General features: G+C 38.3%; 19 protein-coding genes and 1 pseudogene. 1 reads left to right on the forward strand and 19 read right to left on the reverse strand.

The genetic code is table 11. The features are described 5' to 3' along the window. Positions 1-41: 41 nt before the first annotated feature. Together H5117_RS16540 and H5117_RS16545 are read right to left on the reverse strand one after the other, a co-directional pair. Positions 42-794, reverse strand: coding sequence for a hypothetical protein (locus tag H5117_RS16540; protein WP_182738686.1), 753 nt, complete (start codon positions 792-794; stop codon positions 42-44). Positions 795-800: 6 nt separating this feature from the next. Further along, complete coding sequence (locus H5117_RS16545; protein ID WP_259404512.1) at positions 801-1,145, reverse strand: hypothetical protein; 345 nt, start codon at positions 1,143-1,145, stop codon at positions 801-803. A 100-nt stretch (positions 1,146-1,245) separates the two neighbouring features. Here H5117_RS16545 and H5117_RS16550 point away from each other — a divergent pair, with 100 nt between their 5' ends. Further along, positions 1,246-2,235, forward strand: coding sequence for an IS30 family transposase (locus H5117_RS16550; RefSeq protein WP_182738687.1), 990 nt, complete (start codon positions 1,246-1,248; stop codon positions 2,233-2,235). A 49-nt stretch (positions 2,236-2,284) separates the two neighbouring features. On the opposite strand, the pseudogene H5117_RS16555 reads toward H5117_RS16550, so the two are convergent. The 17 genes and pseudogenes from H5117_RS16555 to H5117_RS16635 all read right to left on the reverse strand — a co-directional run. Beyond that, a pseudogene (locus H5117_RS16555) lies at positions 2,285-2,428 on the reverse strand (Mobile element protein); the annotation flags it as partial. A 257-nt stretch (positions 2,429-2,685) separates the two neighbouring features. After that, positions 2,686-3,753 (reverse strand): hypothetical protein, encoded by a 1,068-nt coding sequence (locus H5117_RS16560; protein WP_182738689.1) that lies wholly within the window; start codon positions 3,751-3,753, stop codon positions 2,686-2,688. Further along, positions 3,746-3,907, reverse strand: coding sequence for a hypothetical protein (locus H5117_RS16565; protein WP_182738690.1), 162 nt, complete (start codon positions 3,905-3,907; stop codon positions 3,746-3,748). Before H5117_RS16565 ends, H5117_RS16560 begins: the two co-directional genes overlap by 8 nt. A gap of 282 nt (positions 3,908-4,189) precedes the next feature. After that, positions 4,190-4,795, reverse strand: coding sequence for a hypothetical protein (locus tag H5117_RS16570; RefSeq protein WP_182738691.1), 606 nt, complete (start codon positions 4,793-4,795; stop codon positions 4,190-4,192). Between the two features lie 103 nt (positions 4,796-4,898). Further along, positions 4,899-5,546 (reverse strand): hypothetical protein, encoded by a 648-nt coding sequence (locus H5117_RS16575; protein ID WP_259404516.1) that lies wholly within the window; start codon positions 5,544-5,546, stop codon positions 4,899-4,901. Positions 5,547-5,890: 344 nt separating this feature from the next. Beyond that, positions 5,891-9,085 (reverse strand): hypothetical protein, encoded by a 3,195-nt coding sequence (locus tag H5117_RS16580; protein WP_182738693.1) that lies wholly within the window; start codon positions 9,083-9,085, stop codon positions 5,891-5,893. Next, the gene (locus H5117_RS16585) at positions 9,086-10,162 is read right to left on the reverse strand and encodes a DUF4150 domain-containing protein (protein WP_182738694.1); all 1,077 of its coding nucleotides are present in this window, start codon (positions 10,160-10,162) and stop codon (positions 9,086-9,088) included. Then, positions 10,159-11,058 (reverse strand): hypothetical protein, encoded by a 900-nt coding sequence (locus H5117_RS16590; RefSeq protein ID WP_182738695.1) that lies wholly within the window; start codon positions 11,056-11,058, stop codon positions 10,159-10,161. Before H5117_RS16590 ends, H5117_RS16585 begins: the two co-directional genes overlap by 4 nt. Next, on the reverse strand, positions 11,048-12,079 hold the full coding sequence (locus H5117_RS16595) for a DUF2169 domain-containing protein (RefSeq protein ID WP_182738696.1): 1,032 nt from the start codon (positions 12,077-12,079) through the stop codon (positions 11,048-11,050). The genes H5117_RS16590 and H5117_RS16595 overlap by 11 nt, the downstream gene beginning before the upstream one ends. Continuing rightward, positions 12,069-13,229 carry a hypothetical protein gene (locus H5117_RS16600; RefSeq protein WP_182738697.1) on the reverse strand — a complete coding sequence of 387 codons (1,161 nt, stop codon included), beginning with the start codon at positions 13,227-13,229 and terminating at the stop codon, positions 12,069-12,071. Before H5117_RS16600 ends, H5117_RS16595 begins: the two co-directional genes overlap by 11 nt. A 4-nt stretch (positions 13,230-13,233) precedes the next feature. Next, positions 13,234-13,650 carry a hypothetical protein gene (locus H5117_RS16605; protein WP_182738698.1) on the reverse strand — a complete coding sequence of 139 codons (417 nt, stop codon included), beginning with the start codon at positions 13,648-13,650 and terminating at the stop codon, positions 13,234-13,236. A 17-nt stretch (positions 13,651-13,667) separates the two neighbouring features. Next, positions 13,668-15,689, reverse strand: coding sequence for a type VI secretion system Vgr family protein (locus tag H5117_RS16610; RefSeq protein ID WP_182738715.1), 2,022 nt, complete (start codon positions 15,687-15,689; stop codon positions 13,668-13,670). 25 nt (positions 15,690-15,714) lie between these two features. After that, the gene (gene tssH, locus H5117_RS16615) at positions 15,715-18,450 is read right to left on the reverse strand and encodes a type VI secretion system ATPase TssH (protein ID WP_182738699.1); all 2,736 of its coding nucleotides are present in this window, start codon (positions 18,448-18,450) and stop codon (positions 15,715-15,717) included. Between the two features lie 18 nt (positions 18,451-18,468). Further along, on the reverse strand, positions 18,469-19,452 hold the full coding sequence (gene tssG, locus H5117_RS16620; RefSeq protein WP_182692321.1) for a type VI secretion system baseplate subunit TssG: 984 nt from the start codon (positions 19,450-19,452) through the stop codon (positions 18,469-18,471). Next, entirely contained in the window at positions 19,449-21,167 is a 1,719-nt protein-coding gene (gene tssF / locus H5117_RS16625) for a type VI secretion system baseplate subunit TssF (RefSeq protein ID WP_182738700.1), read from the reverse strand. The genes tssG and tssF overlap by 4 nt, the downstream gene beginning before the upstream one ends. 21 nt (positions 21,168-21,188) lie before the next feature. After that, positions 21,189-21,596, reverse strand: coding sequence for a type VI secretion system baseplate subunit TssE (gene tssE, locus H5117_RS16630; RefSeq protein ID WP_182738701.1), 408 nt, complete (start codon positions 21,594-21,596; stop codon positions 21,189-21,191). Between the two features lie 56 nt (positions 21,597-21,652). Next, positions 21,653-22,138, reverse strand: a complete 486-nt coding sequence (locus tag H5117_RS16635) for an Hcp family type VI secretion system effector (protein ID WP_007584479.1) — start codon at positions 22,136-22,138, stop codon at positions 21,653-21,655. Between the last annotated feature and the right edge of the window lie 9 nt (positions 22,139-22,147).

The raw sequence follows: 22,147 nt of genomic DNA on the forward strand, positions 1-22,147 counted from the left end.
ACACTACTCATCATTACCTCTTAAAATTAGTGGTGATAGATTTAATCATTAATTAAATATAACGGTAAATAAAGTGAATCAGTTTTACACTGCCAGCCATGCATATCTTTGCCCAATTTAGCCATACTAAGCGCATTTAATGACATGACCGCATTTCCATCTTCTTTGAAGTCACCGTATTTACATTCATCAGCGTGCCACGCAATTACTTTGTCAATGCTTGATTGCCATAACAAATCATCGCCAATAGTAAGACCTTTAATGGCCTCAATAAGAGGAACAATGCATTGTTGTACATCTTTATCTTTAGTTGATTTTGCCTCAGTAAGCGCATTTTCAATTTCTTCTTCAGGCAGTACTTTACCTGTGCCTATTTTAATTAGTAAGTGATCATACAAAAAAATAGCTTTCTTAGTCACGCTGCTGGTTGTAAAGTCATCTGCATGTTCACGTAACTTGCTTATTATTGATTTATCACCAAACAATAAAGTGATATTAAGCTTATTTTGAATAGTCCATTCGTTGTTGTGCCCTTTTAGTTCTGAGTCAAAACCTGTTAAGTATGCAAATGGCGCTGCTTTTTTCAAATAAAGCTTTGCTTCTGTGTAGTTTTCTAATACATAATGAGCATAAGCGAGTTCTTGAAGTTTTCTTGAGAGAATCCTTGTTGCATCCTCCCTTTCTTCAAGAGGAGTCTGCCTGTTGTCCATATCAGCTAATCTAATTTCAATAGTTATAGGTGCTTTTTTAAAAAGCTTTTCAAATTCAAAGTTATAATTATTAAGTTTTAGCATTCTTTTTTACCTTCTTTTTTTCTTTGGGAGAGGCTGAAGTTTACCGCCAGTAATCTCACCGTCAACCTCGACAGCTTCAATAACAAGCTTAGTTACTTTAGGTTTTTTATCCTCGATAGCATCTAAAATATCTTCTCCCAATTGATTTTTTTCTTCGTATTTTTTAGAATTTTTCATCGACATTAAGCTGCTTTCAATCCATTCATCTGTCATCTGGTCGCCTTTATTTGCACCAGTTAACAATTTAGCGCCTGGACCTTTAGCTTCAACAATAAAATACTCTATAATTTCGTTATTTTCGTCTCGTTTAACCCAAACCTGATCGACTCCTGGACCGGGTCCAAAGCTCAACTAAACTAGACAGCCACTCTAATTGTACAAGCCAAACTGTGGGCAGATTCAAGGTCGAAGTGCACCACCTTTACTAAACTATAAGTTCAGGAGGTGTGCCATGGGTACCCAATATTCACATTTATCTAACTTTGAACGTTGTCGTTTATTTGAGTGGTATCATTACCAAAAAAAATCAATACGTGAGGTGAGCCGATTACTAAATCGTTCACATAGCACTATTAGCCGAGAGTTAAAGCGTAATAAATATGATTATTACGTACCAACTTATTACCCTCATCCAGCTCAAATGTATTACGAAGTAAGGGTAAGGGAGAGAGCTAAGCGAGTTAAGCTTAAGTCTGTTGAAGCTCAACGATATGTGACTGATAAGCTCAAGCTTGGGTGGAGTCCTGAGATCATAGCTGGGCGAATAAAATTTGATAAAACCTTACCCAACGTATCTCACGAGGCCATTTATCAATATATATACAAGAATGAACCATCACTTATTGTATATTTAGCTAGGCAACATAAAAAACGTAAGAAAAAATATCCAACCCGTAAAACGAAAACAGTTTGGGGTCAAAGATGTAGTATTTTAGACAGGCCAGATGACATTAATCTCAGAAAAAACTTTGGGCATTGGGAAAGTGACTCTGTTGAATCTAGCGACAGAAAATGTGCGCTGAATGTGTTACTTGAACGAGTTTCTAGAGTGTGTCATATCACCAAATTACCATCTAAAAAAGCTCTAGCGACATCGAATGCAATATGTAAAAAACTATCTATTTACCCACCAAGTTCTTGTTTATCGATAACTTATGATAATGGCTCTGAAAATACAGAGTTTAAAAAAGTAGAAGCCATTTTGAAAAATAAATCTTATTTTTGTGAGCCTTATCACAGCTGGGAAAAAGGTGCTGTAGAGCAAGTAAATGGGTTAATTAGAAGGTATTACCCGAAGAAAACAAACTTTAGCAAAGTAAGCCATCAGCAATTAAAAAAAGTAGAGGAACAACTAAATAATCGCCCTAGAAAATGTTTAGGATTTAAAACACCAAATGAAGTCTATAATGAATTAGGTGGTGCACTTCCAATTAGAATCTAGGCGTTTGCTAAACTGCAAAATTAAGATGGGTGTCTTGTTTATTGCTTTTTTCAACCCAGCCTCGTCGATGTTCGTAAGACTTACCTGTAAAGTGATCTTCACCACATAAAAATGCACGACGAACACACCGTGAAATACAATGATAATATTTTGTATCAACCAAACTTACTTGACGCTTTCTTGCAATTGCCATAAGACACCCTGCTTGTTTTTTATACTGACAAAAGCCTAGTACTACGTTTGCTAAACTGCAAAATTAAGATGGGTGTCTTGTTTATTGCTTTTCTTAAATATACTCATACTATTTTAACTAAATAACCTAGGCAGCACTTATGCTACCTAGGTTTAAATTCCTTTTATGATTGTTAAAGAACTACGGTTAGTTAATCGATTTGAAATCCTGGTTCTTCATGGAAAATAGAAAGCTGTTTTTAATGTGTTTTCCACAGTTTACAAATCTATCATCAAAAATGATGTAAATTTTTGCCACAAGGTTTTCCCAAACTTAATTTCACTCTCAGGCTTGATGTTATCTGCGTATTTCCATGGAAATTTAAAAATATCTGGCGGTGTTAGCTTTTTGATAGGTTTTCCCATCAAAAGATTATCGAGCTGCTCTTCATCATTAAATTCTTTTCTAAGCTCATCATCAGCTTGATTCATTTCTTTTAAAAATGACTTATCAACGCGATACCAAAAGTACTTAGGGCGACCATTGGCTTTATCAAATTCAGCAGTGGTTTTATCAAACTCTCGGTAATATTCAAATTGTGGGATGTCTGCTAATGGCTGAGTAACATCCATAAAGTTTTGTAATAATTCCCAATGTTGAAAACTGCAAGCTATCTCATTGTTGTAAGCAACATCATAACGCTGATCTTCTTTATAATGAAGAAGCGTAAGCCCCCTATGTGGAAATCCACTTTTGGGATCATGTGTAGCTTTGTAATGAGCATTAAATTCTTCAAAGCTTAAATAAGCAAAGCTCTTTGCATCGATTTTGGGTACTTTAACTACACCTGTTTTACGATCGAAAATAACTGCTAATTTAAAATTAGATCTAAAATATGGCCATATTACCCAGTTTGAAATTTTTGAAAAACACCAAACAGAAAACAACACAGTATAACTATCAAATGCTTCTGCAATATCTCCAAGCAAAAAACTAGTAATAGGAAAAGCTAGCAAAAGAAACAGTATTGATATGTGGAATATCCCCCAAGCGAAAGTTAAAGTGTCTATGAAACTTACAGGATTAGAAGCCAAAGGTAATTCCAATCGGCTCTCATTTTGACTAAGTATACTTCGATGCTGGTTTGCTGCACCACTTATATTCAATTTATATTCTAATCTTTGAGAGTTATCAAAGCAGTGCCCAAACACATCACCTCTAGGAAATAACGCTTGCTTACTTTGGTAACGGCAATACATAGAGTCACGCTCATCAGTCGCTATTCCATCTCTATACTTTGTATCTTGCTTGCCTCTGTAAACAGTTTCAGTATACTCTTCAAGCATATTTTATTTCCTTTATTATCCATGCTTTGTCTGGTATCTCGCCGGTTTTCCAGTCACTGCGCTCGTCAATGTCCACATAAGGCAAGGTCACATTTTTATCTAACCGATACTGCACTTTTACCTGCCAATCAACGTCAAAGTTTAATGGCCACATTGATAAAATTGGGACAATGTATTGAAATCCACTTATAACGCCTGATTCAGTATTTTCTTTTTGGATTATTTGCCAATTTTTATGATCGTGACGAAATTCCTGCTCAAAGTGTAAAACTCCCTAATCCTCTATTTGGTCAACTTGAGCGAACACCTCTGACTGCCCTAACGCAAAGTTTGGCGTGTCCATATCAATGGTTAGTTGGCAAAAGTTTAGGATGGATGTCTAGTTTATTTCTGTTTCCATATCAATGGTTAGTTGGCAAAAGTTTAGGATGGATGTCTAGTTTATTTCTGTTTCAGGATACTTCTCTTGGTCTATATGGCTAATTTCTGGAAAGTAATTCATCACCCCCGGCGCACCCATTTTCGAGGTTAACCTGCAAACAACCCCTTCCCATTTAAAGCAACAGTTACCTAATTCATCTCGTTGTTCACAACCGGGTATATCAAAAGTGAACCCGACCGTTTGGTTTTTCCTGTCAAGGTACATCACCTTATCAGGTATATATCTAGCCATTATTGGTAATAGGTTTAAGAAAAATAAGTTCCAGAAAAAGGTAACAAGTGGTATCCACCACTGATATTCTTCACCTTCTTCATAAAATGGAAGTGATAAAATACTAATTAATGTAACAAAGCTTAATACAGCACCAATGGCCATTGGACCAAATAATATGGCTTTTATAGGGTTATTGCCACAAGGCGCTATTTTATATTGCTCTTTTTTATTCGCATAAATGCGCCTATCTTGATTTAGCCAACGTCGGAAAAAACACAACCCTCTAAATTCGCTTCCTTCATTTATTATTCGGTGCGCTTCAAAAAAACGATTAAACTTTATTTTCTTTGGCATTATTCCAACACCAAAGTAATTATTATTTTGCATCAGGTCCCTTTGCTTTAATAAACCTAGGCAGCATATACCGTCTAGATTTGAATGCCTTTTATTAAAAATTAACTTAGCCTAATACTATACATAAAATCATCTTTTAAGGTATTCCCATAAACAACTGCAATGCTAAACGCTTTGCTTTATATTTCAATGTCAGTTTTTCGATACGTTCTGGCTCACCTTTAAAATGCAGCCAAGGCTTAATTATTTCTTCGTTAGGTGTCGCTCTGAGCCAATTAAAATGAGCTGCTTCTTTATTAAATTTTTGCCAAATTTCGACTTGTTGAGCAAGTGAAAAGTCGCTCCAAAATTTATTAGGTCTGCCATTTTTTTTATCAAATTCAGCGGTGGGTTCATCAAGGTGTCGGTAGTTTTCATACTCAGGTACATCAGGAAGTGGTTGGCTGTTGTCCATAAAACGCACTACACGCTCCCAATATAAATAACAGTTCATTGGGTTGTTTGAGTTATCCGGCACTGGCACAACAATTTTAGTGTCAGGGTATTTATCTTCATTAACATGACTTATATAGGGTACAAACCCCATTACACCTGGGCGTGTTGCAACCATATCTAAATGGCATACAATATCAGCCCATTTAAAACAACAATTGCCCTGCTCATCACGCGCTTCGCAACCAGGGATAGTATAAGTAAAGCCTACTAGCTGCTTTTTTCTATCAAAGTATATTTGTTTTTTAGGGATGTAACTGTCTGTTAGCGGCAGTAAATTAAGAAAAAACAAATTCCAAGAAAAAGTAAGTATAGGTATCCACCAGTGGAATGGGTCCTTGGAATAGGTAGCTACTAAGCAACAGATCAACAAGATTATACTCAAAGTAAATCCGATTATTATTGGGCCAAATAAAATAACCCTGACGGAGTTATTTCCACACATTTCTACTTTATATCGTTCTGGGTGCTTTTGTATAACTTTCTGCTTTTTAGAGGGCAGGTCATACAAGTAACATAAGCCTTTAAACTTAGCCTTAAGACTATCTAATCTCTCAGGGTAAAAAAAACGATTGAACCGCGTTTTTTTAGGCATGATATCAACGGCTAGGTAATCATTATTTTGCATTACTTTCCTTATGCGATTGCTAAATCAGGTGAAGCATTTTTAATTGGCTTTTCAAACGCATCAAAATCTATTGGTAAGGTTAAATCTTCGTTGTATATAAGTATTGATTTTATTTCAACATCAAACACACTGATACTAGGTGATTCAATTTCAAACTCATAAACTGCAGCATTTAGGCTAAGGCTATTATCATCAAATTCACATAAATATTCTTTAGTACCTTCAACCCACCCTGCTTCTTTGTAAACATCCAATGTTGTTGGATGTCGCCAAGAGTATTTTACATCTAAATGCAACTCAGATTTACCGACTATAAACATTGGTAAATCTACTTTCACCGTATAATAACTGCGACTATCAAAAAAAGTAGGCGTATTAATAGTCACTTTGGGCGAAAATAAAACACTTTGAATATATTTAAAATATTGGTTTGGATCTGAGAAAGTATTGTAAATAGCCCCCTCTTCACCTGCAAATACACCCCGCTTATTCTTGGCAAATGGACCAAACTTAGCCCATATTTCTAGCTTGCTATCGGTTAACCACACAGCAAGTAAGCTAAATACGATTGAGCCTAATAATAATGCCCACCCCCAAGGTCCAAGACTTGCAAATAAAGCCGTGTGTATTCCTAGTCCAATACTGAAACCCGCCGCGGCAAACATAGCAATACCAGCATCAGTGTCACTTACACTGATTAACTGATACGCATCAACTGCTTGTACCGACCCCATGAGAACCCCCATAACACCCGAGAAACTTCTTAGAACATTAACACTCGCTGATGAGCCAAGTAGTTGAAATGAGAGCCTTGTTCGAGTCAACAAACGTTGCTCTACATTTTTTGTATACGCCTCCCAAACACTCCCCACAGCAGCCAAACTAGAACCAATTAACGCTACATTTTTTACACCTTCATAAGCGTCGCCTTTTTTAAACTCTTTTTCATAATTTAGGTAACAAACATATGTGCTATACCCCGTCAAAAATAATAGGGGTATAGAAACAAACCGCCCCGTAGCTACGCTGATACGTTTTAGCATCTTAGAGTCTAAGCCACGATGGTGGAACTCCTCCCCAAGACTTCGGACGGGGCTATCAAACAGCACCTTTGCAGGAATATCATTTTCAGGCAATGTCAAAACATAAAGTTGGCTACCAGCCATGAGTGCCGCAAAGTTCTTTTGCTCCAAAACCATTTTTGCCATTTGCGTAACTAAAGCGATGGTTTGCTTAAATAGCTTGCGATTACTTTCATTAATCCCATTTGAAAAAAGGGGTTGCTTTAATGCTTTAGCAACTGTTATTACTTGATTTGTATTAGTAGAGGTGATTTTTCCCTTTTCTTCAATAGCTTTGATAATATTTCTAAATGCGCTACGTTGTTTTCTAGTTTTCAAATCATTTAATAAAGGGTGGCTAACAATATCCATATTCAAAGCAAAGCGCCCTTCAGGCACTGCATTCGCGGGGTATATTTTTAAGTTTTTAAACTCTGCTATGTTACGTGATTTGCTAAAGCCGCCAATTAAGTGATGATACTTAATTCCCTTTTCTGTTAATTCTTTAGTAAAAGTAGCAAAGACTCGCTCTTGCATGCCTAGCCACTCATTAAGCCCTTTAGAGACAACATCAAGTACACTTTTACTTGATAAGTAGGCTGGGATGAATGGCAGTGATAATTCGTCTTTAATTTTATCATGATCAAACTTTTTAGGATTAAACCCTTCTACTGTGTCTGCTATTAATTCCTCATCATAATTAGTGTTTGCTAGGTTTTCTCCAAATGCCTCTGGGTGTACACAAAATTGCTTACTAAACCAATTATTGTTTGTTTGAGTTATTTCAAATACTAACGTTTTACTCTTTTCAAATTGCTCATCTAATCGATTAATTAACTTGTCTTTTTTTTCTTTATCGCATAGTCCTGGCAAATACGCAGACAGTGTGGTTTTAGGTAAGATTAGTGTTATTAATTGCTCACATATAAATTCGAACGCCAAACCGTAAGTAAGAACACCGCCCGTTGTTAAATCCTTGGCTAGGCACTCCCACTCTGCCGGTGGTTGAACATTAATTTGGTCGCTAATCTCACTTAAAGTTAGCTCTAAATCTTGGCAGTCTAAATAATATAAATCGTAGAGCTTTTCTCGAGCATCTAAATAACCTTCAACGGCATCAATTACTAAAGAGGGGTTGGTCCCTAGCAAATACTTTTCTAGTTCTTGCTCTGAAACTTCGCCTGCGGCTTTTCGTGTATTACTGCTTTGTGGGTCTTCTTTTACAAAAGCTTTATGCGACGTTTTAGGTGTGCTGAGCGCCTGTTTTTGCCACAAAGTTTCATTAAAATACAGCTGATGAGCCAGCATTGCCGACTTATAATAACCATTCGATTCAAGTTCTGATTGGTGGTTTTTCAGCATTTGAGAGTAATAGTCAGCTGTTAATTTTTGTACTTGTGCTATACCCAAAATATCATGGACGAGCACACTTACTTTACCAGCCAAAACGTCCATATTTTTAATCGAACCCCAATTAGGAGCATCATTAAAATCTAAAGATTGCATTCGTTCAGTACGGTAGCGACTAGCTGTTTGAGTATCATCACACTTGCTCAATAAAGGCTTTTTACTGAGACGTAAGTCGCTTTCATACATTCCTCCTAATGCAGTAATATATTCCCACGACCACTGTACTCGTGAAAAAGCAATTTGAATATTAGGCACTTGGGCTGTACTTGGCGAACCAAACAGTTCAATTATTTTACGCGGTAGTAAAATATCTTGATTAAAAACACTACTATGCGGTCTTAGGTCTTGGCTATGATGTAGGGATAAATCCACATCACTCAATTGCTTATCAGCTAACGCTGCAATCTCTCGCCATAAAAAACCATTAATATATATGTAATAATAACCATATGCAGCATCATCCTCAGGTGTTGGTCTAAATTTATCCATAGGGATGAATTCGGGTGCGCCCGCTTTAGTTTTATCAAGTGTATAGTCTTTAAATACTAGTGGCGTAACGGTTATAAATGTCGGCTTTTGATCTTCAGCTAAATCTTGCGACTTTAACTTTTTTGCTGCTTTACCAAATGGTATGCAAAGCTCCGGTCCAGAAAAACTATGTAAAATAAGATTTAAACTACAGTCTTTCGCTTCATCAACAATCCTAGGGGCGTATATATATTGTGTAGTCATTTAAACTCCCTCATCAAAAACTTGGTTATTCTTGAATGCACCTTGAGTGACGGTAAACTTCCCTTGACCAATTAAATTATTATTAGCGTCTGTCTCTACGATAAAAGCGGCCTCTGCTGGGTCTTCACTTTGTGTATCTGAATCTCTCATTTCGACACTCAACCCTCTTGGTGATGCGCCACCTGATTGCGCTAGCGGCATAGGCGGGGTGTTTTTTGAGTTTGAAATCATTAAATCGCCTTGACGCACTGCGGGTTTACCTTCAATGAGTACATTAAATGAGCCTATAATAAATTCTGCTTTTCCATCGTTTGTACCGCTTATTATGCCTTTTTTGTTACCCGGTTTGTCGCCCTTACTCTTTGAAAAGTTACTTTTGATATTAGCCGCGCCATTTCCGTTAATTTTTACTGACCCAGCAACACTTGCTACATCGCTGGCCGCAGCCATATTTGCGTATGGAATAGGGATTACACTTGGCCCTACTGTGGTTAAACATACATCTATGGTACTTAACTTACCGCCGCTTTTTTTGTGTACCGCGGTACGGCCATTTATGAGTACATTTTGCCCTGATACTGTGGCTACTTGCCCTGCTTGCGATTGCGCATCTTTGGTTAACTGCTCTTGACTGCCGGCTTGCCACCCTAAGTGACTCGACACTAAGTCTAAAAATGCTTGGGCATTGGTAATCGGTTTATTAACATCCATATCTGTTTGTGGTTCGTTCCACGGCAAGATGGCCTCGTTTTTTTCATCGTCCCATTGTGGTGGCGGAATTATATAGTCGGGTATGAAGGTATTAACCATTTCGCCTAGTGTTTTATCGCGGTATTTTGGGCGTGCTATTTCATCTAAAAAAGCAGCTTCACCGGCATCTCTGTCTTCAAATATAGCAACATTACTGGCTTTACCTAATGCGCCGTTACTTCGTGCACTATTATTGAGGGCTAATAAAGTTGGGTTATTGTGTCGCCATGTTAATGATCCTCCTGAGCGAACATCGGCGGTTAGCGCGTCTATGTCGTACTGAACACTGCCTGTTTGTTTACCTGCGGCTGCATTAATGTATGTCATGAATTTTCACTCCTTGAAATTTTTATTAATTGCTCATTGGGTGAATTAAATAATAAAAACACATGATTTAACCCTTCATTTAAAGGGTTATTTAAATAGCTATGTGTAAGTACTAACCCTGTTAGGTTATTAGCAACACCTTGATAACCTAGTGTGTTGTTTAAGTCTGCAAGCTCTATTAATTCATCTTCTGGGGTATATAGCATTTGTGTATTAGCAAACCATTTTTTTTGCCATGCTAACGACTGCTTACCTGCAAATAAGTAAGTATCATTAACACACGCTTGTGCTTGGTTAAGCTGCTCACTTAATTCGCCATTAAAAAGCTGTGCTTCTAGCCCACCTTGTCCATGTGTAAGTAATGCACATCCACCTTCTCCATTAATAATGCCTGGCGGGCCATTTAGCACTTGTACATCGTTATTTTTTGCTTGGTCACTTACATACTGATAACTAACACACGAATCTACTGCAATTATTAGTGTATCTGGGGCTATATTTTTAAAGTCGATAGTTGTTGTTTGTATAAAATCAGGTATTTGCTGAGAGATCACCTCAGCTAAAAGCTCATTGACGGTATCGTCACTTATTACTGGGTTTTTTAACTCATCCTGTGGTAATACAAACATTATTTGACTTATACGAGATGTTTTTCTAAGGGTTGCAATATCAAGGTTTTCGATAAGCTGGCTTAGTAGTAGTAAGCATTTAGTTTGCCTGTCTAGTTGGGCAAGCTCTTCTATTTCTACCATTATGTAGGGGGCATCTAAGCTTATATCGCAACGTATTAATGCTTTACTCGGTTTAGAAAATAACATTTGGTTTGCAACAGCGGTATATAGGCTGCTTGGTGTACACCCTGTGGCATTTATGTGGCAAAGTACATCAAACTTCATTGTTAGCTTCCTTTTTTGCCACGACTAACTGACTATTTGCGCCTACGTGCATAGCATCAATGCTCCCGCGCCATAATAAAGAAAAACTTTGCGCGTCAGAATCAATAATTAAGGTGTCGCAGCGCATATTAATTGTATGTCTGTTTAATGTGTTAACTAGCTGAACTATTGGCTCGTCAAATGGAAGCTCTACTCGCTGGTGCTGACCATAGTTTTGTAACGGGTACAGTCCAGAAAGCGAAAACGCCCACCCTGCTGTAAACTCATTTTTTATACGCTGATCTAAAGGTGCCACATTATTAAAATGTTCATCAAGCATTGTTTTAAATGGGTAATTACCTGCCATTAGTGCTTTTTTATCAATGTCGGGCATGAGCTCTATGCGTGGTGACCAATGTGATGGTATAGCTGAAAGACCAGCTACTGGCGTAGTATGACTCGGCTTTCGCAGAAGCTCGTTTGCATACTCAATAGAGGGTAGTTGCTGCCCTATTGCCTGTTTATTTTTAAGCTTAAAACCTTTTCCTATTGGGTTTTCTAGCAGGTAATCGGTTTCGTCATTCAGGTTTTTTCCACCAAAGGCATTGCTGTAATTGATAGGTGTAGGTTCAATAATATTAGGATCAGTTGCGACTGGCCCTAGCAAAGAGCGCTTCCAAAAACGTGCGCCGGTTACACGTAAACGCTTTTTAAATAGTGGCTGCGTTTTATCATGAAGGCCAAGCTCGACTTCAATCACTCGCGCTTGTTTGGCTTTAGGTGGGTAAGCTGTAAAGTCGCCATACACTTCAAATCCATGCTTAAAAGCAACTTGTTCGTTTACTTCACTCAGTGGAGAATGTGCGGGGTCACCAACGTAGTCATCCGCTACAACAATATCGGGTCCAGGCTCGTTTGGTGTTACATTGCCCTTTTCGTCAAACTCAAAGCTTTGTTTTACGACAACCACTTTAGCCAGCGTACGATCACTCAACCAACCATCAAAAAAACTGGCCTGCCAAGGAGAAAAATTATTCAGCACTTGGGCTCTCCGCTATCACACTTTGCCATTGCTTAGCGCTCACTAATAAATGGTATAACGCACAGGCTTTTTGCAGTGGATAATGCGGTGCTATTACACGTTGCACAACTTCTCCTGCAAGCATTTTTAGTTTTTGTTTTACATTACTGTGCACAAAGCTAACACCGTTTAATAATTGATCCCCGGGCGTTAATGCAAACGTTTGCCTTGCATGCTCTGCATCGTCAAGGTTTATGCCGCTATGTAGGTTTTTTTCGTTATTTGACTCTACTACAGTTACTTTTTCTGCTTGGGCAAGCGGCCTATCAGTTATTGTTAACCACGCTGCATATGCTGGTTTTTGCGTTACCCCATGTGCCATTAAATTAATAAATAAAGGCAGTGTGCGTTTGTATACAAAGTGGCTTAGTACATGCTGGCAAAGGCCGGGGTTAGCTTTACAAAATAGAAGGCAAGGTTCATCCCAACGCGGATCATTAGTAAGCCCAGCTAAAGCAAGCAATTTTGCTTTTTTATTGTCATCATTTGTTTTAGCAAATACTTTAAACAGCATGTCTGATACGTTTTCTGCGTTATTACAGTAGGCATTTACAAGTGCTGCGTAAGCAATATCAAAGTTAGCATGTAACATTGCATTGGTAAGCTCTGTTTCGCTTAAGTGCTGTGAAAAAAGTAAAGTAATTGCGTTACTATCAAGCTCTTCTTTTTCGTTGAGTACACTATTGCGCAGTGCTTTATTATCATCTAACTGCCAATAATCAAGTAAGTGCTGTAATACACTGTAATAACTTAAATGTTTGTCCGACTTTAAAGCTAAAAAAGTTTCGGCGCTGTTAAGCTCACTTTTTAAATTAAGACTTTGTAGCAATAGCGTGTAGATACTGTGGTGCTCAGGGTTTTCTGTCGCAAAGGTAATAAATTCATCAAGCGCTAAATGGCTTACTTGTGTTAAATTTTTACCTGCAAAGTAATCTGTGGGTGCATCACTTTTTAAATCGCTGAGTGTGTATAAATGATTTAGTAATTGGCTTTCAATTACATTGAGTCGCGCAAGCGGGTAAACGCCTTGCGCTTGCAACTTTTGTTTGTGTTTTAATAAAGTAGTTAAGCGCTGCTGATGCTGCTTAACCTTAGCGACTTGTGCAAACATAGAATTAATTAAGCCTAATTGGCCAGCCAGCCAAGGTAAGATCTTGCTCGCTATTGGCTGTTATGTCTCGCCCTTCGAGCACTATCGTCCCGTCGGCAAATACTTCTATCGTCCCTTTAGCCGTTTGAAGGCTAATACTTTGCTGTGCTTCAATAGTTATGTGGCCTTGGCTATTTTTAATAAGCGCAGCAGGTACTTGTCCTTCACTTGCAAGTAGCCCTGTTGCTATAAAGCCTTGTGCGGTATGAGTAAGCAGCACTGTGTCGCCCACTTGGCATGGTGTTATATGCGCCGCTTGCGCTACAACACTATGTTCGTCGTTATTTATTGTAACGCTTTTAACTCGGCCAAATTCATCAACTTTACTTACAGGTGCAAGTTGCTGATCGTGATTAAATATACTTTTAACTTTAGCGTTCATTAAATTACTCCTTTAACTTAGTTGTTACTAATTGCACTGCCTTTAATTGCTATATTAGTGGCACTTAACGTTATATTAGTGGCATCAATTGTAAGGTTACCCGCAGCATCAATTTCTATACTTGCACCACCTTGGCTTAACTGAATTGAGCCTTGCCCATTTGCTTTTATAGTAATATTTTTACCGCTATTTAGTTCTAAATCACCTTGTGGCGCTTGTAACTCAAGGTTGCCGTCTACCGAGTAAACGCTAATATCTTGTCGTGCTTGCATTTTAAGCTCATCAGTTGCTGTGAGCTCTAAATTACCATCTGTTGCTTGAATACGGCTATTTGCGGCTGAATTTAAGGTTAAATCCGCAGCCGAGGTAACTGTAATATCCCCCTCGCGGGTTTGAATTTGCAAGTTATTCTCTACTCGCGTTGTAAAATTATTAGCAACTGTAAAGTTTGCGTCGTTCTCAGCAACAAACTGTAGGTTTTCTTTCGCTGAAATTTTAACATCACCATCAACAGACTTTAACATTGCCTGGTGCGCACCATTTGTAGCATCGAGTATTAATTGGTTTTTATTGTTTTTATTGGCAAGGCTTATCTTCTCTTCGCCTTTTTTGTCATCCATTACAAAGCTGTGCCCAGCTTTAGTTACTAATTTATTTTCAGTTGGGTTTTCGCTTGTAACAGGACTTGGTGCATTTTCATTATAAAGCGCGCCTAAAATTATAGGCCTGTCTAAATCACCATTTTCACCACAAACGAGCACTTCTGTACCTTGAGTTAGTGGAAAATGCATACCGTGCCCGCTGCCACCGTAAGGTTGCATTAAACGTGTAGGACGGCTTTCTTGGCCTTCCCCATCTTGATTAAAAGGTAGTTTTACTACGTAGTTACCTTTGTCATCAATTTCTTGCTCAATTAATGCATTAAACGTTGCAAATACACGTCTCGCTGGACGTAATGCGGCTTTATAAGGCTGATTAACACTAATTAAATAAGCTTGGTTTTTATACGTTAAGCCCTTTACATTAGAGCCGTATTCAACCGAGGCACTTTGGCTACCTTTGTGCTCTACACGCGTCACTAAATACTGACCATCATGCTCTGGGTGGTCATAAATATTTAAACGCATACCAGGGCGAAGTGCTCTGCAGTCTGTATCTATTATTATTTGCTCACGTTGGCAATCAAACGCTTGCTGCCTGATAGTTGCTAGGTCTTGCCCTTCGTTTGACTGCCCGTAATTATCACCATAATGACTATCTTCACCAAAACCAATAACTGACGCACTGTTATTTTTTGAAACTTGCAAATTACCCGGAGCTTGGTAGTTGTAATCATCTAAGTGTGTACTTTGCGGAAATAATTGAGCCTGCCTGCTTATAGCAAAAATTGACTCACTCGTTCTTACTTGCCCAGATGGCGGTACGTAGCTTAGGTTTATTTCATTAAACTCTTGCGCTATACCATTTGAATCATTGCAAATATACAATGTACATTCACCACCCGTTTGCTCTACAAAGCTGTATACAAAACCGTGCTTACGCATTAAGCGTGTTACAAATTCGTAATCAGTTTCGTTATATTGCACGGTCATATCGAGCATGGTTGAGCTTGCTTGTACATTTAACTTTTGCGCAGGGAAACCTGCTTTTTCAAACACACTCGAAATAATTTTACCTGCATCCATAGCAGTAAATACACGGTTAGAGTGCTGATGCTTAAGTAATGTTAAATGAGAACTCATGATCAAAGTATAGTGATACCCCTGATGACTTTGACCATGCGCTATAAAACCACTAATTAACCCTGAAATAGTACGATCTAACATTGACCACACTAGTGATAACGAAACATCTTTGCCTATTAGCATTTCAGATGTTAAATGTTCAGGGCTCAATACTTGGATTTTAAATTCATAGTCTTCACATAAACGATCGTCCCTAGACTCAAAGTCAGTTACATATACCATCCCGTCAGGCATGCCCTGTATAGCAACACTAAAGTGACTTTTATTGGCCTTGAGCTCGTTAAATATGTCCATGAATCCCATTTTTACATCCTTTTATTTAAGCGTTATCTGCAAATGTCGCCGTAATTTCGTCTTGTTCGTCAACAGCCAGCGTTAAAATATCAGGCATGTCTTCTTCTGCCATAAACTCTAAAATTGATTTAGCGATACCAGGAAGTATTTGCTGCTCTATAACCGCATTTACCATACGTGCACCACTATCTGAAAGCGTACATTGAGTAGTCAGTTTTTCTAAAACACTAGCATCTACTCGTAGCTGCATTTTGTGGTTTTCGTGCAAACGTGTTGCAATGGCTTCAAGTTTCAAGCTGACAATAGACTGTAGAGCTTCTGAATCAAGCGCTAAGTAAGGTATAACTTGCATACGAGCAAGTAAAGCAGGTGCAAAAAAAGCAAGTAACTGCGGCTTAATTAAATCAGTAAGTGCACCGATTGACGGTACTTTCCAAGGCGTTCCGTCTTCATTAATAGGTGCTTGCGTTGGATTTAGCGCTTCGTTAATAGCTGCTTCTTGATCGCTTTGCTGTACTTGTTCTTCATCATCATCTTGAGGACTTAGGTCTATAACTGTAGGCGGTGTACATGCATCGATTAACTCTGCTGAGCCTAAATTAGATGTCATGATAATTACAGTATTTTTAAAGTCTATTTCACGTCCTTCACCGTCACGCATCGTGCCACGCTCAAACACTTGGTAAAACATGTTCATTACGTCTTTGTGCGCTTTTTCAACTTCATCAAGTAAAATTACTGAATATGGACGCTGTCTTACTGCTTCGGTTAAAACACCACCTTCACCATAACCAACATACCCTGGTGGTGAACCTTTAAGTTGCGATACGGTGTGCGACTCTTGATATTCACTCATATTAATAGTGGTTAAAAATTTATCACCACCAAATAATTGTTTTGCTAAACAACGCGCCGTTTCTGTTTTACCCACGCCCGATGGACCAGCTAGTAAAAATACGCCTAACGGGCCTTCATCGTTGCTTACGCCGGCTTTACTTACTCTTAGTGTTTGCGCTATTTTAGCGAGTCCTGCCTGCTGCCCTATAACTTCTTGGCCAATTGTGGCTTCAAGATTAATTAAATTACTAATCTGATCTTTTACCATTGCCCCTACAGGCACACCGGTCCACTGTGAAATAATTTGTGCAACAGCATCTGCATCTACTTCACTAAATAAGCCGTTGTCTTGTGTATTTTGCTCTTTTAGTGATTGGCGAAGTGTCAGTAATGATTCGCTATCAAGCTCTTGATCAGTTGCCTGCTTTATCTCGTTAATTTGACTCAAAGTCGAAATTTGAGATTCACGCGAGTGAGTAAGTTGCGCCAATTTATTTTGTGCAATAACCAGCTCTTCAACTAAATGGGTAAGCTTATCTTTATCAACGACTAAACCTTGTCCTAGCTCTACATTGAGACTATTGATTCTGGTTTCTAAGTAATTAATGTGCTCACGCTCAGACTCAATGGCAGCTGGGTCTGTAGCAAACGACATACGTACTCTTGCCGCTGCGGTGTCTAATACATCAATAGCTTTGTCTGGTAATTGGCGACCTGTTATATAGCGCGACGATAAAACGACAGCAGCTTCTATAGCGTCATCCGTAATTTGAATATTATGATGCTCTTGATATTTATCTTTTAAGCCTGCAAGCATTAATTGAGCCGCTTGCTCTGTTGGCTCATCCACTTTAATAAGCTGAAAACGGCGCTCTAGAGCAGCATCACGTTCAAAATACTTTTTATACTCGCTCCATGTTGTAGCAGCAACGGTTCTTAATTCTCCGCGTGCTAATGCTGGCTTTAATAAATTTGCTGCATCACTCATGCCCGCATCGCCACCGGCACCAATTAAAGTGTGCGCTTCATCAATAAACATAATTATTGGCGTAGTTGAATTTTTAACTTCGTCGATCACCGTTTTTAAGCGGCGCTCAAATTCACCTTTAACGCCGGCACCTGCTTGCAATAACCCCATATCAAGCACCAATAAGCGTACGCCTTGTAAATCACTTGGTACTTGACCATCAATTATGCGCTGGGCAAAACCTTCAACGACTGCTGTTTTACCTACACCTGGGTCACCCACTAGAATAGGGTTATTTTTTCTTCGACGGCATAACACATCGACCATCATTCTAATTTCGTCATTACGACCCAACACAGGATCAATTTTACCCTGTTTTGCTTTTTCAGTTAAATCTTCACAGTACTCATCAAGCGCAGCTGTACCGTGCGATGAATCTGTTTGATTTGCAGACTTTGATTTAGCTACTGGGTTTAAACGCTCTGAAGATTGCTGACAAATTTTATCTAAATTTTCAGCTAAAAAGCGTGAATCTATTTTATCTAGTAAAGCAGGTAATTGAAGTACAGGGCTGTAAGGTAATAACTCTGTTAATGAATCAATAAGCGCAGCACCTGTTATAAAATCACTTTTATGCTGAACATTAGCACTTAACCATGCACGCTCTAGCCATTCGTATAAACGACGAGAAAATGTAGGCTTACTTTGATTACCGGCAGGTTGTCTATTTAAAAAGTCTAATAGCTCATGCCATACTTTGTCTTGATTAATATTAAAGAAATGAAAAATGTGCTCAAGGTCACCATTACTTCCTTCTTCCATTAACTTAATAAGTAAATGCTCAGGAAGCACTTCAAAATGACTACGACTACTCGCAAACCCAGCTGCTGATTCAAGTGCTGTTGCGGTGTGGCCATTTAATTTATCTATGAGTTGTTTTATGCCTTTAGCATCCATTTTTTTATCCTTAATTCCTTAGTGTTTATACTGTTGATGGCTGTAGCTATGTGTTGTTGTATTTGCAGCTGCGGCCCCTAAATATGAATTATGTCCAAGTACTAGCGGTTGCTGACCTAAAGCTTGTTCGGCAACAGCCTCATTAGCTACTTTTATTTGGCAAACCCACTCTACATTACTTGGTAAATGCGCAGTCAGAAGTGCAGCCATTTTTATACCTTCTTCGCTTCTTGGCGTTAAACTCATGGCTGTATCACTATTAACTGGACCTATATCTATTGTTAAAATACTTCCGCTAACTAATACCTTCGTTCCAAGTACTGCAGAGCTGCCTAAAACCATTTGGTTTTCTTCGCCGATTGAACTTGGTGTATCTATTTTTTGCCAATTTGCTCGTGTGTCGTCAACTTTTAGCGTGTCTATATTTAAACTATGTTTAAGAAGCTGCGCTAAGCCAGCAGCGCTAGTTTGCTTTAAACTTGCAATACCACACTGAATTTTTTGATCAGTTTTTCCCAGTAAAATAGATTCAACTAACCCATCAAATTGGCTCGCGCCTCTACCTGCTATATTAATTTGCGACTTTTTCCAGGCCTGAAAAAGTTGGCAATAAAGTACATGATTAAATATATCTAAAAACTGACGAACGCGGTCACCGCTTTGCTCATCACTTGCTGCTTGCTCTAATACATAGTGTGGCATGGGTGCATCTACACCATACAAACCTAAAAAAGAAGTCGATAAGCTTAACCTTCCTCTGCCATCATTCTCTAATACACATTCGCGTACATCAGTAGCAGGAAAACCAAGCTCTTTAAAAGGTTTAAAAACAACTCTGTTACTAATCCCTTGCTCTAGCTCTTGAGGTGCGGCCCAATGTTTTTCTATTAAGCTCATCGCTTTAAATAAGTTAAACCGCCAAGGCTGCTCAATAAGTAGCTCTATTGGCGCGGGTAACTTAGACCAAATAGGGTGCGCATGATTTTTATCAGCATAACTCATAGCTGATAACTCTTACCCGGTTCAATATCCCAAATCCACGATTTATAACTAGGAATTGCATTAACACGCGTTTGTACGCTTTCATTTATAGGGGCATACATTAAAAAGAATTCATGTAATACATTACAAAAATGAAATAAATCAGCATCACCAACAAATTTACTTTCATCAATATCAATAAGTACATCAACACCTTTGATAAATATTCCACGTTTAATTTGGCTGATCGGCGTTGCTGTTATTTTTAAAATGCTTTCAATTCGTAATCGATTCTCGGCTTTATTAGACCAATCAAATAACACTAGTAATCTTTTTAGTTCTGTAACTTGCGTAATTTGTGAAAACTTTACATTTAATAAGCTAATAAGCTGCCAGTGTTTTGGCTGACTTGGACATGCTAAATAATTAGTTGGGCGTATAACATTTTTAACCTCAACGATGCTCGGCATATCTTTTCCGCCTTCGTTCAAGTCTCCCTCTTGCAAAAGTTGACGAGGCCAACCTGCATTAAAAGAGGTTAAATCAACTGATAGAGTTTCTTTTTCATCTTCTAAATTAAAAGGAAGTTGTAAATAATGAGTCGGGGCTGCTGCACCTACGTCTTTTGTGAGCACAGTAAATAGCTTTTTTTCATCTTCAAATACGCTTTGATAACGGGGAGTGTAATCATACGATTGTCCCGTTATAGAGTTTCGACCTGCAACTGCATCTACCGTATAACTAAAAACATGATCATAACGTGCCTGATCTGCACTTATCATATAGTCAGTTCTGTTTGGCTCTATTTTAATTGGCTCTGCTGCTTGGCTAAATAAATTAACTGCTGGCACGCAATTGATTAAAATGTTCTCTTTACTTAACTGATGACCTGGCGGTAATTTATTATCACCCCTAAATACGATTTCAAAACGGTCAATATGCTCAGGAAACTCTTCGTCTTTTAAACCATCAAATGTTAAAAAATAAAACCTATCTTTTGCATTAAAATAATCAAGTAATAATGCATATCCTGGATGGCTTTTAGCCGCACTAGGCAGTAAAGCGCCATCTATATCTAAATAAGTAGCGCTGCAACCTTTTGCTTTTAACTTTTTATTGAACTCAAAATGGTTAGCACCAAAATCAAGTTCTGCTTGTTTATTAGGTGTTTTCAATAATTGGAATAAAGCACTGCACAATGGTGTATCACCACGTAAATAAAAGTTTAGTTTAGATAAATCAAAATTACTGCGTTCACCTTGGCATATAAACTTAAGCCCTATTCGTAGCTCTGCACCTAAGTGCGACTCTTGATACCGAACATGCTCAACATCTAAAGGAACAACGTCTAAACCGTGTGTTGTGCTAAAAATTATTTTTTTATTATCGGCCTTTGCTTTAGGCGGATTAAGCTGTAGACCTTTTGAAATAGAATGTGTTTTTTGCATAGCCAATTTAGGCTTAAATTGAACCACAGTACTAGAAGGATAATAACTTAGGAGTATTGGACACAGTTGACGCAGCACTTGCTCTGAAACTTCAGGTACTGACTCATCTAAACGCTTTTGAGTATGGGCAGTTAAATACGCTACACCTTCTAATAAGCGCTCAATATGAGGGTCTCTATCTTTTAATGCATCAATGTTAAGCATTCCTGCATGCTCGGGATAAAACTGAGCAAACTGCTTACCAGCTTGGGTTAACAAGCGCATTTGAGCATCAAAATATTGCTGCATTCATCAATCCTTTAAATAAAATTAGTTAGTGTTTTTTGCATGTTGTATAACGTCTGCTTTACCACCAGATTCAAACCGAGTATTTAACTTGATACTTTGCCCGCTCGTTAAAAAAGCTTGAATATCTAGCCTTATTACACAATTATCTTCTTTAATTTCTACAGGTGTTACATTTGCATACCGTACGCGAGGTTCGTACTTTTCTATCAATTTTTTAACCTCAAGCGCTAACGTGTGTTGCGAGTATGGTAACCCCTCATAAATATCCTCTACATCGGGCAGACCATAGTCAGACAAGTGCTTCAGCACTCCTCTTCTTGCATTTAAAAGCTCATTTAAATGTTTGCAAACACTGACTTGCTCATCAGTTTGAAAACCATGATAACCATTACGTGTAACTGGTTGAGTTAAAAAATCGAATAACGCCATATTTAGATCTCAATAAAAGGATATGCTTGCGCATATCCTTCAAAATTACTGACTAATTAACGACCTTCAGTCCAAGAGTCAGAGAACTCGATGTTGCCATCTAAGTAAGTCCAAGTAATGCGTTTGTAACGTAGACAAACTGTTTCAAGGTGCGGGTAACGCTCCTTGTCTAAGTCTTTAACGTTATGCATTGTTGGTGAGATCGAAGTGATTTTTACATCTTCCAACTTGTGGCAGAAATATTCACGCTCAGTCCCTGTGTCATCAATACGGTACCATTTAAGCTCTAATTGCTTAAGTGTTTGACCGTTTGAACACGCTTTGTACAAGTACGGCGTAGCCGCATCAACTGCTTTTGTAATTACAAAAGGTTCATGCTTACGAGTACCTGTAAGTTCACCTGTATCGTTATCCGTAGGAATACGAAGTTCATGATCAAAGTGTAGGATCTCAATTGAACCTTCACGCTCTGCAACAGTTACAGAACCTTTGATGTCATTACCTTGGTCGTCCTTTAACCACATGTACGCTGGAATTGCCATTTCATTATT

This window comes from Pseudoalteromonas sp. SG45-1, from assembly GCF_014164135.1.
Lineage (GTDB): Bacteria > Pseudomonadota > Gammaproteobacteria > Enterobacterales > Alteromonadaceae > Pseudoalteromonas > Pseudoalteromonas distincta.

Bases quoted from the DNA above. Each gene is read 5' to 3' on its own strand.
- H5117_RS16540 (WP_182738686.1), bottom strand. From the start codon at position 794: ATGCTAAAACTTAATAATTATAACTTTGAATTTGAAAAGCTTTTTAAA.
- H5117_RS16550 (WP_182738687.1), top strand. From the start codon at position 1,246: ATGGGTACCCAATATTCACATTTATCTAACTTTGAACGTTGTCGTTTA.
- H5117_RS16560 (WP_182738689.1), bottom strand. From the start codon at position 3,753: ATGCTTGAAGAGTATACTGAAACTGTTTACAGAGGCAAGCAAGATACA.
- H5117_RS16565 (WP_182738690.1), bottom strand. From the start codon at position 3,907: ATGTGGCCATTAAACTTTGACGTTGATTGGCAGGTAAAAGTGCAGTAT.
- H5117_RS16570 (WP_182738691.1), bottom strand. From the start codon at position 4,795: ATGCAAAATAATAATTACTTTGGTGTTGGAATAATGCCAAAGAAAATA.
- H5117_RS16580 (WP_182738693.1), bottom strand. From the start codon at position 9,085: ATGACTACACAATATATATACGCCCCTAGGATTGTTGATGAAGCGAAA.
- H5117_RS16585 (WP_182738694.1), bottom strand. From the start codon at position 10,162: ATGACATACATTAATGCAGCCGCAGGTAAACAAACAGGCAGTGTTCAG.
- H5117_RS16590 (WP_182738695.1), bottom strand. From the start codon at position 11,058: ATGAAGTTTGATGTACTTTGCCACATAAATGCCACAGGGTGTACACCA.
- H5117_RS16600 (WP_182738697.1), bottom strand. From the start codon at position 13,229: ATGTTTGCACAAGTCGCTAAGGTTAAGCAGCATCAGCAGCGCTTAACT.
- H5117_RS16605 (WP_182738698.1), bottom strand. From the start codon at position 13,650: ATGAACGCTAAAGTTAAAAGTATATTTAATCACGATCAGCAACTTGCA.
- H5117_RS16610 (WP_182738715.1), bottom strand. From the start codon at position 15,689: ATGGACATATTTAACGAGCTCAAGGCCAATAAAAGTCACTTTAGTGTT.
- tssH (WP_182738699.1), bottom strand. From the start codon at position 18,450: ATGGATGCTAAAGGCATAAAACAACTCATAGATAAATTAAATGGCCAC.
- tssG (WP_182692321.1), bottom strand. From the start codon at position 19,452: ATGAGTTATGCTGATAAAAATCATGCGCACCCTATTTGGTCTAAGTTA.
- tssF (WP_182738700.1), bottom strand. From the start codon at position 21,167: ATGCAGCAATATTTTGATGCTCAAATGCGCTTGTTAACCCAAGCTGGT.
- tssE (WP_182738701.1), bottom strand. From the start codon at position 21,596: ATGGCGTTATTCGATTTTTTAACTCAACCAGTTACACGTAATGGTTAT.
- H5117_RS16635 (WP_007584479.1), bottom strand. From the start codon at position 22,138: ATGGCAATTCCAGCGTACATGTGGTTAAAGGACGACCAAGGTAATGAC.